This is a genomic window from Luteibacter sp. 3190, assembly GCF_031456385.1.
Lineage (GTDB): Bacteria > Pseudomonadota > Gammaproteobacteria > Xanthomonadales > Rhodanobacteraceae > Luteibacter.
This window is the reverse complement of sequence record NZ_JAVDUO010000001.1, coordinates 983,919-997,025: the sequence shown is the minus strand read 5'-3', so window position 1 is coordinate 997,025 and position 13,107 is coordinate 983,919. Positions and strand designations below refer to the sequence as shown.

Sequence of the window (13,107 nt, the reverse complement as noted above, 5' to 3'; positions counted from 1 at the left end):
GCCCTGACGGTACGGCGGGAGCGGCGAGGACCGCTCCCGCCCACCGGTCAGGTCGGCCCCGCGTAACCCGGATCGCTCGACGCGTCGGCCCGCTCCTGACGATGCTCGCACGCTTCGTGGCCACAGTTGCAACGCCCGGTATCGCCGGATTCGGCGGCGGCCTCGCAATGGTCGCTGCAGTAGTTGCTGCCGTCTTGCGCCACCGTGCATGCGCACGAGGCATGCCCACAGCGGTAACCGTTATCGGACATGGTCGTTCTCCCGGGATGTTGTCGTGGTGGAGCGAAGGCGGTCGAGCACGCCATCCAGACGGCGCTGTGCACCGTCGGCTTCGTGTGTGCGGTCGCAGATATGGATGTCGCCCGCCATCGCGGACACCGTGAAACCGGTCGAGCGCAGCATCGCGCGCAGGCCCTGTGGATTCGGCACCCACCAGTTGGTCGGATCCCCGGCCAGCTCGCCCTCGATGAAGGCCAGCTTCGGCCACGCGTCTTCGCGCAGGCGGTCGCGCCCGAGATAACCCGGATCGGACGTGTCGATGTCGCCGGGCGCGGCGCTTCCAGTCGCCAGGCTCTGCACGCAGAGCGTGCCAGCGCATCGCGACGCGGCGAGATCGAGACCGAGCAAGGGGTAGCGGAGGTGGTACAGCACGCCCAGGAAAAGAACGATGTCGTATCGCTCGTTGCCGCCGGCGAGACCGTAGACGTCGCACTCCCGCACCCGGAGCCGGTCGCTCAGCCCGAACTGACGCGCCGCCCACGTCGCCTGACGGAGGTAATGGGGATCGTGGTCGATCGCCGTGACGCGGGCACCGCGCCGCGCCAGTTCGATGGCGAAGAAACCGGCGTTGCAACCGATGTCCAGGACGGTGCGTCCCGCGAGGTTCTCCGGCAGGCGTGCCGACAACGCCTGCCACTTGTACGACGGGTAATCGCCGAGCGGATGGTCGGGCGCCGTCTGGCGTCCGTCCGGCAGGTGGAGATTGTGGAACCACGGACCGAGCGCATGGATGTCCCGGTCGCGTTCGTCCGCGGACGGTGGATGGGACTGCAACGTGCGCGACGTGCTCACAGCGAAGCTTCCGCCACGCGCGACCGATACGCGATACCTTCGCCGGCCTCCGCCAGCATCTCGGGGAGCACCTTCGCGCGGTGGGCGGCGGTATGCGACGCGAGCACGCGCTCGCGAGCGCCCTCGCCTACCGCGCGGCGTTCGGCGTCGCTCATGTGCCGCAGGATGTCGAGCACGGCGTCCGTGTCGTCGACGAGCAGGATCTCCGCATCGGGCACGAACAGTTCGTCGATGCCGGGCCATCGGTCGGAAACGATAGGCGTGCCGCACGCCGCGGCTTCGAACAGACGCACGCTTGGCGACCATCCCGCCTGGATCATGTCGTCGCGCGTCACGTTGAGCGTAAAGCGCTGCGCGTTGTAGAAGGCCCGGTGCTCCGCGGGTGGCACGTGTTCGGTGCGCTCCACGTTGCCCGGCCAGGCGATCGACGCCGGGTACATGGGTCCCGCCACGGTGAACCGGCCTTCCGCCCATGCGCGCGCCGGCCCGATCAGCAGCGAGTCCACGCGCGGCTGGCGGTCGTCGCTGTACGTGCCGAGGTAGCCGAGGTCCCAGCGGCATGGCGCGGGCTCCGGAAAATAGGCCTCGGGATCGAACGCGCAATGGAACGCGTAGGCGTAACGGGCGCCGTATCGGGTCCGCAGGCGGTCGAGCGTCGCGCCGCCGGTGAACGAAAGATAGGCGTGGTAGCCCGGGATCTGGCGTGGCGCGAGGTAGGCGTGATCGCCCTGCTCCAGCTTCGCCAGCGTCACGGGGGTGTCGATGTCGTAGAACGCGGTGACCCCGGTCGCCGTCTGCAGCACCCAGTCGCCCACCTGCTGACCGTCGGGCACGTAGGAGCCGACGATGACCGCGTCCGCGCGTGCCACGAGACCGGCGAAGCGCACCCGCAGGTCGTCGAGCGACGCGTACAGGTGGGTGCTTCCGTAGGGAGGCTCGGGGAGATCCCGGTGCATGGCGTACCAGGGCACGTCGCGCTCCAGGAAGGTCACCCGATGGCCGTCCCGGGCGAGTTCGCGCAGCAGTCCGCGATAGGTCGTCGCGTGACCGTTGCCCCACGAGGACGTGATCGACAGCCCGAGGAAGACGATGTCCATGCCCGCCGCGCTCACGCCACGGCCCGGCGCGTGAAGTCCCGGCCCTGCAACAGTGCCTCGAGCTGACGGGCGCGATGCGCGTAAGTGTGTTCGGCCAGCACGCGACGCCGCGCCGCTTCGCCGATGCGCCGCGCGCGCTCCGGCGTCAGCGCGTCGAGGTGTTCGGCGACCTCGTCGCCGCCTCGCGCGACCAGCACCTCGCTACCGGGCTCGAGGAACGTCTCGATGCCCTCCCAGGCGTCGGTGATCAGGCACGCGCTGGCGCCCGCCGCCTCGAACACCCGCGTCGCCGGGGAGAACCCGTAGCGGGCCATCGAATCGCGGCTGATGTTGAGCACCGCGCGCGGCGATACGTTGAAGGCGTTGTGGTCGCGGGTGTACACGTGGCCGATGAAATCGACGTTCGACGGCAGCCGCCGATCCTCCCAGCCGCTGCCGCCAAGGATGAAACGCAGCGCCGGACGAGCCTCGGCGGCCGCGAGGAAGAAGCGTTCGACGCGCGACTCGCGATCCGGCAGACGGTTGCCGAGGAAGCCGAGATCGGCGGCGTAATCGACCCGGTGCGGCACCGGGTGATGCGTCTGCGGATCCAGCGCGTTGTACACCGGTTCGCAATGCCGCGCGCCCAGCGCCGTATAGGCGTCGACCACCGGTTGCCCTCCGCCGTACGTGCAGATGAGATCGAAACGCCCGACGAGACGACGAAACGGGTGGCGCGGATCGCTCTCGACCGCATCGAGCGTCGCGGGAGCGTCCACGTCCCAGAACACCACCGTTCGCCCGGGACGCCGCAGCGTCAGGACACCCTCTTCCAGCGTGCGGTCGAGCACGCCGACGCCGCTGGTCTTGACGATCACGTCGGCGGTGGCGGCGTCATCGAGCATGGCGTGCGCCGCGTCCGTCGTGGGCGGGTAGACCACGACGCGCGCCCACTCGGGATCGTCCATGTCACGGTGTTCCTGTCGGCCGTACGCGTCGGGCTCGTAGAACGTGATCTCGTGGCCGAGGAGATGCAGGTTGCGGATCAGACCCCGGTAATACGTGGCCGCGCCGTTCCAGTAGGCGGACACGAGGCTCGAACCGAAGAACGCGAATTTCATGCGTGGATACTCCTGGGAGCGGCGGGGGCGAGCGACGCATGGATGCGCAGCAGTTCGTCGACGCGGTGGGAACACGTGTGCCGGGACAACAGGCGCTCGCGGCCCCGGACTGCAAGCTCCGCCGCCATGCCCGGATCGTGAAGAAGGTCCCGCATGTGGCGCCGCATCCCGGCGCCGTTGGCGGCCACGAGGAAATCGATGCCCGGCCGGAACAGGCCTTCGACGTCGTCCCATGGCGCGCTGATCAGCGGGATACCGCACGCCAGGGCCTCGAAGGGCCGGATCGTCGGAATGCCCGGCAGCGAACGGACATAAGGGCCGCGCGGAACATGCACCGTGAAGCGATGCGCGGCGAAGACGCGCGGCACCGCGAAGTTCGGCAGCCAACCCGCGAAGCGCAGCCCGGTTTCGCCGAGCGCCGCCAACGCGTCGGCGGGGTAACGGACGCCGTGCACCGTGCCTTCGAGCGCGAGGTCGCGGGCGGGGTCGACGAGGAACTCGTGGAGCTCGGCGGTGCGTTCGTCGTCGCCCCAGTTGCCTATCCAGACGAGGTCGTGCGCGCGTTCGATACCGTCGATCGGATGGAAGACGCGCGTGTCCGCGGCTTCGTGCCACGTCCATGCCTGCGCCGCCCACCCGCGCGCCTCGTACATGTGGCGGATCACGTCGCCGAACGCGAGCACGCCGTCGTAGTACCGAAGGTCGTACGCCGCCATCGCGTCCTCATCGCTGACCGCGCGATGATGCGTGTCGTGGAACAGCAGGCGGTAGTCGTGATCGCGACGGTGCAGGCCGATCCGCGCCACCAGCGAGTGGCTGTTCCACTCGTGCACGAGCACGAGATCCGCGCCGTCGAGCGCTGCGTCGAGGTCGAGCGTGGCGGGATCGTAGCGTTCGCTGCGCAGCGACGGGTAGGCTCGATGGAACGCCTCGATCGGCCCGCTTCCTTGCTCGGCCAGCAGCGACGCCATGCTCCAGGCGTCGTGTGGCTCGTAGACCGCGACCTCGACGCCACGCGCCAGCAGTTCACTGGCCACGCCGCGGAGGAAATGCGCGTTGCCATGGTTCCAGTCCGAGACGAGCGAGTGATAGAACATCACGACACGCATGGTCGCCCCCCTTCCCTCGCCATGTCACGGTAGGTGTCGCGCCAGCGCGCGACCATGCGATCCGCCGTGTACCGCCGCGCATGGCGACGCGCCCGCATGCCGTGCGCGTGCAGCTTCGGGCGGTCGTCGACCAGCGCGTTCAGCGTGCGCGCGATAGCGGCCGGATCGTCGCTGGGCACGTAACAGGCGGTGTCTTCCCAGAGCTCGCGCAGCGACGGGATGTCCCCGAGGACAAGCGCGCAGCCCGCGAACGCCGCCTCCAGCACCGACAGGCCGAACGGCTCGTAGCGCGCGGGAAGCACGTAGATCGCGGCGTGCGCGAACTGACTCGCCATGCCGCCCTCGCCCAGGGCGCCGAGCAGTTGGACGTGGTCGAACCGTGCGCTGCCGCCCTCCGGATGACGCACATCGCCCGCGACGCGGATCGGCCAGCGCGACGCCGGTGCCGCGGCGTCGAGCGCCGCCACGTTCTTCGCCTCGTCCCAGGCGCGGGCCGCGCAGAGGACGTATGGTTGCTTCCGCGTACCGCGGAACGCTTCTGGATCGCGCCCGTTGTGCACGACCGCGACGCGACCGACATGACCATACAGCCGCCGCAGGTCGTCGAGCATGCTGCGCGTCGGCGCGGTCACGAGCGCCGCACCCGCGAGACCGCGGGCGACACGCCGGCGATAGCCGTCCCATTCGGGCCCCGGCGCCGTGCCGCGGACATGCTCGTACCACGTCGCCACGCACGAGTGCGCGACGACGACGCACGGCGCCGGCCACGGAAGGTGCCCGTGGCAGAAGTGGTTGAGGTGCACGATGTCGGGCGCGAACTCATGTGCCAGGCCAAGCAGCCAACGCCCCGCCGCCTCCTGGTTCGCATCGTTCGCCTCGGCCATCCATTCGAGCGGAAAATCGCCGTGCGCGAGCGTCAGCCCGGGAACGCGCCCCGCGGCGCGCAGACGGCCACTGTCCGGGCGCGGGCCGAGCACGGCGATCAGCACCTCGATGCCGTGGCGCCGCAGGCCCTCGGCCAGCTGCAGGGCGAAGGTCCAGACACCGCCCACCGCGTCGGCGCTCATCATGACGCGGCGGACAGACACGACCGTGCGACCTCCATGCGTTGCGGCGGCTCGTCGACACCGCGATGGCGTCGCAGCCAGGCGTGCAGCATCGCGACGCCATCGCGCGCTCCGACGCCGGCTCGCCAGCCAGTGGCCTGCTGGTACCGGCGGGTATCCGAGACGTAGTAACGCTGGTCGCCCGGCCGCCAGCCGGACCATCGGACCGCGGGTTTGCGCCCCGTGAGCTGCTCGATCCAGTCGATCAGCTGCAGGAGACTGATGGTGTTCGCGGGGCCGCCGCCCAGGTTGAATGCCCGCCCCGACAGCGCATCGATGTGCCGCGCGGCCAGCACGTAGGCTTCGACGGCATCGTCGACGTAGAGGATGTCGCGCACCTGCATGCCGTCGCCATAGAGCGTGATCGGTTCGCCGCGCAACGCGCGGATGAGGAAATGCGCGACCCAGCCCTGATCCTCCGTGCCGAACTGACGCGGCCCGTAGATGCAGCTCATGCGGAAGACCACCGACGGCACGCCCATGCAACGGGCGTAGTCGACGATGTACTGGTCGGCACCGCCCTTCGAACAGCCATACGGACTATGGAAGTCGAGCCGTCGGTTCTCGCCCACGCCGTGGGCGAGCCAGTCGTCGTCCACCGGCTGGTAACGCCGATCGACGACGGCGAGGTCGATGTCCTCCAGCCCGCCGTAGACCTTGTTCGTCGAGGCGAAGATCACTGGCGGCACCCGCGACTGCCCGCGCGCGGCCTCCAGGACGTTGATCGCGCCGCCGAGGTTCACCTCGAAATCCATCACGGGATCGTCCAGGCTCGACGTGACGGCCACCTGTCCGGCGAGGTGGAAGATCCGTTCGACGCCGTCCAGCGCGTCGGCGAGCCGGTGCCGGTCGCGCGTGTCGCAGGGAACGAACTCGATGAGATCGCCATGGCGTTCGCGCAGCCAGGCGAGGTTTTCCTCCGCGCCCGGCCGGGCGAGACTGTCCACCACGCGGACACGTCCGCCGTCCGCGGCGAGACGCGCGGCGATGTTGCAGCCGATGAACCCGGCGCCGCCGGTGATCGCCGAGACGGGCCCATCGCGCCGCACCCGCGTGGGCCAGGTCGCCGCCTCGCGTATGCCGCGCAGCCCACGTGCGGCCCATAGCCGGTAGAGCAGTTTCGGCTCGCCGTGCTCGCGTTGCATGCCGAAGTGGTAATCGCGCTCGTCGTTGTGGAAGCCCGCCTGCGATGCGCGGGACGACGCCAGGTCCCGCAGCGACAGCAGATAGATCCGCTCGACGGGGAGCTGCTCGGCCTCGGCGACCACCCTCACCTGCTCGAATTCGTCGTGCCGCCATGTCGAATAGCCGGTTTCCGTGAGCCAGACACGGCCGGGGTGCCCGTGCGCCTCGAGCACCTCCGTCACCTCGCGGATACGGCGCTCCCAGGATTCGCCGGGTCGATCGTAGCTTCCCGGGAATCCATGCACCCCGACCACGTCGATGTACGGCATCAGCCCGTTCTCGAACATGGCCTCGAGCCAGTTCGGATCGATCGGCGACATGCCCCCAAGCACGGTCTTCTTTCCGCGCCGGCGTGCCCAGGACGCGGCATTACCGACCATCTCGCAGAACTTCGTCCAGCCGGGATCGCGACCGTAATCCCACTCGATCGCGTTATTGGCCTCGTTCCACAGCTCGACATGATCGAAGTGCTCGCCGTAGCGGGTGATGCACACGTCGAGGAAATCCGCGTAGTCCTTGAGCCGGCGTGGTGGCGACGCGGTCGCCGGCGACTCGCCGAGCGAGGGCGGCGTGTAGAGGAAGCACGGCAGGAGATCGAAGTGCGGCGACAGCGTGGGGAACAGCCAGTCGTACCACTCGGGTCCGCCGTCGCGCAGGAAATCGGCCCAGGAGACGCCGAACCGAAGATGGCGCACGCCGAGCGCGCACAACGCGTCCACCGTTTCCCGAGCGAGGTCCCGGTCGCCCATCGGGAACCACTCCAGCACGCCGACATCCGGGGAGGCGGTGGCGATACGCGCGGTCACAGCGTCAGTCCCCGGCGATGGAGCTCGGCACTGGCCTCCACCACGCGGTCGACGGCGCTGGCGGTCGCCAGCCATTCGACCAGCTCCGCGAGACCTTCGTCGATCCCGATCGCGGGGCGATAGCCGATCGCGCGCTCCGCGAACGCGATGTCGGCGACGCAGTGGCGAATGTCGCCCACGCGATACCGGCCCGTGACCTCGGGTTCCACGGGCCGTCCCACCGCATCCGCGAGGCGTCGCGCGATTTCCAGGATCGTGTACGCGTTGCCGCTGCCGACGTTGATCACCTCGCCGGCCGCCGAAACATTGTCGTAGGCCAGTCGGCAGGCGCGGGCGACGTCGCGCACGTTGACGAAGTCGCGCCGTTGCCGGCCGTCTTCGAAGATGCTCGGCGCGTTGCCGTTGAGGAGCCGCGCCGCGAAGATCGCGAGCACGCCGGTGTAGGGGTTGGACAGCGCCTGCCGGGGGCCGTAGACATTGAAGAATCGCAGCGCCGTCGTCGGAATCCCGTAGGCCTCGCCGACCATGAGGCACAGACGTTCCTGGTCGAACTTGGACAGCGCGTAGACCGACGAAAGATCGGGTTGTTTCGATTCGTCGGTCGGCACGGGCGACCACGGACTCCCGTCGCGGCCGCGCAGTTCCCACTCGCCCCGTTGCAGCGCCGCGCGACTGCGCCGATACCCGGGGAAGCGGCGGCCCTGGGTGTCCTCGTACATGCCCTCGCCGTAGATGCTCATGCTCGATGCGACGACGAGCCGCTCGACGGGGCGTTCGGCGAGCGCCTCCAGCAGAACGGCGGTGCCGAGGTTGTTGATGGAGGTGTAACCGGCGATCTCGTACATGCTCTGGCCGACACCCACCGACGCGGCGAGGTGATAGACGCCGTCGACCCCGTCGAGTGCACGTCGCACGACGTCCGGGTCGCGAACGTCGCCCACCATCAGTTCGACGTCGTGCGCGAGGTACGCCGGTCGCGTGCCTTCGCCACCGTGGACCTGCGGCGCGAGGAGATCGAGCACGCGCGCATGATGGCCGTCATCGAGCAGCAGATCGGCGAGCCATGACCCGATGAAGCCGGCGCCGCCGGTGATGAGGATGCGTTTGCCCATGCGCGGTCTCCTTGGTCCAGGTACCGAGCATCACCGTGTCCCGGAGCAGAAGGAGTGAACCGTCGCGAGCGCGTCGACGACATTGCTTAATGGCACCGTGCGCTCAGCATCGTGTTCGTGCAGGCCCGTGTTTTTCACTCCTCCCGCATCGATCGCCTTCCATGCTGAAAGCGTTCCCCACCAGTCGAGGACTCATCATGGCCAAGGCACCCACCCCCGAGGGAGCCGTGTCGGCGGCTCATTCGCCCCTGCACATCGTCGTCGCCGGCGCCGCCGGCTTCGTCGGCAGCCACCTCGTCGACCGCTTCATCGCCGACGGCCACCGCGTCACCGGCATCGATGACCTTATCACCGGCCGCCGAGCCAACCTCGCCCATCTGGACCGGCACCCACGCTTCCGTCTCGTCGAGCAGGACATCGCGAAACCGTTCTCCCTCGACGACCGCGCCGACTGGGTGATGCACCTGGCGAGTCCTGCCTCGCCACCGAAATACCAGCGCTGGCCGATCGAGACCCTCGAAGCGAACAGCTTCGGCACGCACCACCTGCTCAGGATGGCCCAGACGCACGGCGCGAAGTTCCTCCTCGCGAGCACGAGCGAGGTCTACGGCGATCCGCTGCACCATCCGCAGCAGGAAGACGACTGGGGCAACGTGAACCCGAACGGGCCGCGCAGCATGTACGACGAAGGCAAGCGTTATGCCGAGGCCGCGACGATGGCCTTCCACCGCCACCACGGGCTGCCCGTGCGCATCATCCGCATCTTCAACACCTATGGCCCACGTATGGATGCCGACGACGGCCGCATCGTCACCAACTTCATCTGCCAGGCGCTCGCGGGCAAACCGCTGACGGTGTTCGGCACCGGGTCGCAGACGCGTAGCCTGCAGTACGTGTCCGACCTCGTCGAGGGCATCGTCCGCTACATGGACTGCGATCACTGCGGCCCGATGAACCTGGGCAACCCTGTGGAGCGCACCGTTACGGAGATCGCCGAACTGATCATCCGGCTGACCGGCAGCACGTCGACACTCACCTTCCACGACCTTCCCGAAAACGATCCGCAGCGACGCCGGCCGGACATCGCACGTGCGCAGGCGATGCTGGGCTGGTCGCCGCGCGTCTCGGCGGACGAAGGCCTGGCGCTCACCATCGAGGCGTTCCGCGCCGCCATCGCTCCCGCACGCCGGCGCGCGCGCCGCTCCACGACGGCGGCCGACGCGCGCGCGATGACTCAGGCATAGAAGCGGTCGAGCACCCGGGCGAGGTCGACCAGCCAGTCGGCCTCGTCGTCGTAGCGCGGCGATACCTGCAGCGCCTCCGCCCAGGCGAGCGCGGCCCTGCCACCCCATGCGTCCGGCGGCGATGCGAGGGTCGTACGCTGGCGACCGTCGTAGCGCTCCAGCATGAAGTCGTAGAACGAACCTTCCACGTTGCGCAGGCCGATCCCTCCGTTGGTGCCGAAGATGCGCAGGCCGATGTCCGCGTCGGCACCGATCGGAAGGTTCCAGGAACAGGTCACGTCGAGCACGGTCCCGCCTTCCAGGTCGATCCGGGCGCTGGCGAAGTCTTCCACCGCGTCGGGAACGCTTTTCAAAGGTCGCCCTTTCACGAAGCAGCGGCTGTCCACGCCAAGGACGGAAGGGTGACCGAGCAGCCATAGCGCCAGATCGACGAGATGGATGCCGAGGTCGACCACGCACCCGCCCCCCGACTGGGTGCGATCGTAGAACCACGGCTTGCCCGGACCGTACGCGTTGTGGAACACCGCCTCCACCGCGTAGACACGCCCCAGCTCCCCGAGCGTCAGCATCGCCCGTACGTCATTCATGCCTGCGAGGTGGCGATAACTGAGGTCCACGCCTAGGAGGCGGTCCGCGGCACGCGCGGCGGCGACCACCGCCGCCACCTCGTCGCCGTCGCGGCCCAGCGGCTTCTGGCAGAAGACGGGAAGACCGCGCTCGAGCGCGTCGAGCGACTGCAGCGCATGGCCCGCGCTCGGCGTCGCGATGACGACGCCGTCCAGATCGAGCACGAGCAGTTCCTCGAAGGTCGCGCAGACGAGCGCATCCGGCGCGAGCTGCCTCGCTTCCGCCACGCACGTTTCGTCAGGGTCGACGATGCCGCAGGCCTCCACCCTCCCGGAGTCGATCAGTGCCGCCATCCGGTTGCGTCCGATCCAGCCCACCCCCGCGAACCCGAGCCGCAGCTTCCGCGTCATGACGGATCCTCCATCAGCAGGACGGCCTTGGTGAAACCCCCGGGGCGCGTGCGCACCGCTTCCAGCGCTTCGCCCGCGCGTTCGAGCGGGTAGCGATGGGACACGAGCAACGACAGGTCGAGGCGACCGTCGAGCACGGCGTCCACCGCGTCGCGTATGCCCTCGGCGGCCACTGCGGGGTCGCGCTCGTGCGCGTTGACGACGTCGATGCCACGCCAGTTCCACAGCTGCACGTTGACCTGGCGCAGGCCGTCCTGATGGTAGCCGGCGATCACGAGGCGCCCGCGCACGCCGGTGAACTCCCCGGCCAGATCGAGCGGCCATGGCTTGCCCGTGCATTCGAACGTCCGCTCGCACTGGCGCCCCTGCGTCAGGGCGCCGACCTGCTCGAGCAACGTCGCGTGATCGTGCATCGGCAGCGCATGGGCCGCGCCGCAGCGTCGGGCCAGGTCGAGCGCCGCTTCCGATCGTGCGACCGCTATGACGCGGGCACCCGCCTTCGCGCAGAGCTGGACGAGCGCCGCACCGAGGAATCCGACGCCGACGATGGCGACCGTGTGTCCCGCCTCGACACCGGCGCGACGGAAGATGTTCATGACGCAGCCCAACGCCTCGCCCGGAAACGGGGTGTCGCCGAGCGCGGCCGGGAGCGGCACCACGTGCGTGGCGTCCGCGACGTCGTATTCCGCATAGGCACGAAAGGACAGCATCGCCACGCGCTGGCCCGGTTCGATCTGCGTCACGTCCTCGCCCACCGCGTCGACCACGCCCCATCCTTCGTGCCCGAGGTCGCCCGGCGGCATGGGATACGTGAACCATTCCCGCCCTTCGTAGGCGGGAATGTTCGACGCGCACAGGCCGCTCCCCTGGAGCCTTACCCTTACCTGCGAAGGACCGGGCCGTGGCAGGGCGACTTCCTCGATGCGCACGTCGGCAGGACCGGCGAGGACGGCGGCCCGCATGGAAACGGGTACGGTTCGACTCATGATGATCTCCTTCGGGGTGTCATGTCCGCCCCGTCGCCCAGAGGACGACGAGTGCGACGGTCGTGGCGCCGGTGATGGCGACGGTGCTCCAGCCGAGGACGCGCGTGAGCGTGCCGTTGGCACGGTCGCCCATCATGCGGCGATCGCTCGTCATGATCATGATCAGCAACAGCAGCGGCGGCACCGAGAATCCCTGCACGACCCCGGACCAGACCAGCGCCCGCATGGGGTTGAAGCCAAGCAGGTTCAGCGCGACGGCCACGACGGTGACGGCAAGGATCGTCCCGTAGAAGAGCGGAGCCTCGCGCGGCGCGCTGTGAAGGCTGCCCGGACGCCGGAAGACCTGCACCAGATCGTACGCGGCCCCCGTCGTCATCACCGGGATCGCGAGAAATCCGACGCCGACGACGCCGAGCGCGAACAACCAGCGCGCCGCGCTTCCGGCGACGGGTTCGAGGGCGCTGGCGGCCTGCGCCGCGCTCTCGATGTCGTGCTGCCCGTTCGCGTACAGCGTCGCGCCCGTGGACATAATGATGAAGTACAGCACGATGTTGGAGAACGCGACGCCGGCGACGACGTCGCGGCGCATCACCCGCATGCCGGCGTCCGAGGCGCCCGGATGCCGGGACGGATCCGGATCCCCCGCGTCCACGCGCTCCTCGACCTCCTGGTTCGATTGCCACGTGTAGACGTAGGCGGAAAGCGAGGTACCGATACAGGCGACCAGCATGCCGACGAATCCGGCGTCGAAGCGCACGTCGCGTGCCAGCGTGCCGCGCAGCACGTCCATCGCGTCGGGTTTCGCCATGACGGCGGCGGCGATGTACGCGAACAGCGCGAGCGCCAGCCAGCGGAAGATGCGTCGCAACAGGTCGTACGAGCCGAGCACCTGCAGGCCCGTCACCACGACCGCCACCACGGCGACCCACGCCCAGACGGGCAACGGCAGGAGCAGGTTGAGGGCCGCGCCGACGCCGCCAAGGTTCGCCGCGGCCTCGATGACGTTGCCGATGAACGCGAGCGCCGCCATCGGGTACACGACGCCGCGCGGGAAACGGTCGAGCATCGCGGCGAACAGGCCTTTCCCGTAGACGCGCCCGAGCTTCGCCGACACATACATCACCACGTACATCATCGGCAGGAGAACGGGCGCGATCCAGAGCGCGCCAAGCCCGTACTTCGCACCCGTGCTCGCGTAGGTGCCGATCGCCGAGGGATCGTCATCCGCGGCGCCCGTGATGACACCGCCGCCCAGCCAGCGAAGGGGTCGCCGCGACCGGCCGCTCCCGGCATCCGCCGTCGATCGGCCCATGT

General features: G+C 69.1%; 12 protein-coding genes. 1 reads left to right on the top strand and 11 read right to left on the bottom strand.

Going from position 1 to position 13,107, the window contains the following annotated elements; genetic code table 11:
- Window positions 1-47: 47 nt before the first annotated feature.
- From J2X58_RS04605 to J2X58_RS04570, 8 genes are read right to left on the bottom strand one after another with little or no spacing between them, the layout of a single operon-like run.
- Window positions 48-251: a hypothetical protein gene (locus J2X58_RS04605; RefSeq protein ID WP_139206042.1), complete on the bottom strand. Its 204-nt coding sequence runs from the start codon at window positions 249-251 to the stop codon at window positions 48-50.
- Complete coding sequence (locus J2X58_RS04600) at window positions 241-1,071, bottom strand: methyltransferase domain-containing protein (protein ID WP_310046665.1); 831 nt, start codon at window positions 1,069-1,071, stop codon at window positions 241-243. The genes J2X58_RS04605 and J2X58_RS04600 overlap by 11 nt, the downstream gene beginning before the upstream one ends.
- Window positions 1,068-2,168, bottom strand: coding sequence for a glycosyltransferase (locus J2X58_RS04595; RefSeq protein ID WP_310046664.1), 1,101 nt, complete (start codon window positions 2,166-2,168; stop codon window positions 1,068-1,070). The genes J2X58_RS04600 and J2X58_RS04595 overlap by 4 nt, the downstream gene beginning before the upstream one ends.
- An 11-nt stretch (window positions 2,169-2,179) precedes the next feature.
- Entirely contained in the window at window positions 2,180-3,268 is a 1,089-nt protein-coding gene (locus tag J2X58_RS04590) for a glycosyltransferase (RefSeq protein ID WP_310046662.1), read from the bottom strand.
- Window positions 3,265-4,377 (bottom strand): glycosyltransferase, encoded by a 1,113-nt coding sequence (locus J2X58_RS04585; protein ID WP_310046660.1) that lies wholly within the window; start codon window positions 4,375-4,377, stop codon window positions 3,265-3,267. Before J2X58_RS04585 ends, J2X58_RS04590 begins: the two co-directional genes overlap by 4 nt.
- Window positions 4,365-5,465 (bottom strand): glycosyltransferase family 4 protein, encoded by a 1,101-nt coding sequence (locus tag J2X58_RS04580; protein WP_310046657.1) that lies wholly within the window; start codon window positions 5,463-5,465, stop codon window positions 4,365-4,367. The genes J2X58_RS04585 and J2X58_RS04580 overlap by 13 nt, the downstream gene beginning before the upstream one ends.
- On the bottom strand, window positions 5,444-7,474 hold the full coding sequence (locus J2X58_RS04575; RefSeq protein WP_310046655.1) for an NAD-dependent epimerase/dehydratase family protein: 2,031 nt from the start codon (window positions 7,472-7,474) through the stop codon (window positions 5,444-5,446). Before J2X58_RS04575 ends, J2X58_RS04580 begins: the two co-directional genes overlap by 22 nt.
- Window positions 7,471-8,586, bottom strand: a complete 1,116-nt coding sequence (locus J2X58_RS04570) for an NAD-dependent epimerase/dehydratase family protein (RefSeq protein WP_310046654.1) — start codon at window positions 8,584-8,586, stop codon at window positions 7,471-7,473. Before J2X58_RS04570 ends, J2X58_RS04575 begins: the two co-directional genes overlap by 4 nt.
- A gap of 197 nt (window positions 8,587-8,783) precedes the next feature.
- Here J2X58_RS04570 and J2X58_RS04565 point away from each other — a divergent pair, with 197 nt between their 5' ends.
- Window positions 8,784-9,830: an SDR family oxidoreductase gene (locus tag J2X58_RS04565; RefSeq protein ID WP_310046653.1), complete on the top strand. Its 1,047-nt coding sequence runs from the start codon at window positions 8,784-8,786 to the stop codon at window positions 9,828-9,830.
- Here the strand turns inward: J2X58_RS04565 and J2X58_RS04560 are convergent.
- From J2X58_RS04560 to J2X58_RS04550, 3 genes are read right to left on the bottom strand one after another with little or no spacing between them, the layout of a single operon-like run.
- Window positions 9,821-10,807, bottom strand: coding sequence for a Gfo/Idh/MocA family oxidoreductase (locus tag J2X58_RS04560; protein WP_310046651.1), 987 nt, complete (start codon window positions 10,805-10,807; stop codon window positions 9,821-9,823). The two genes, J2X58_RS04565 and J2X58_RS04560, sit on opposite strands and share 10 nt — an antisense overlap.
- On the bottom strand, window positions 10,804-11,793 hold the full coding sequence (locus J2X58_RS04555; RefSeq protein WP_310046649.1) for a zinc-binding dehydrogenase: 990 nt from the start codon (window positions 11,791-11,793) through the stop codon (window positions 10,804-10,806). Before J2X58_RS04555 ends, J2X58_RS04560 begins: the two co-directional genes overlap by 4 nt.
- Before the next feature lie 19 nt (window positions 11,794-11,812).
- On the bottom strand, window positions 11,813-13,105 hold the full coding sequence (locus J2X58_RS04550; protein WP_310046647.1) for a divalent metal cation transporter: 1,293 nt from the start codon (window positions 13,103-13,105) through the stop codon (window positions 11,813-11,815).
- Window positions 13,106-13,107 lie beyond the last annotated feature (2 nt).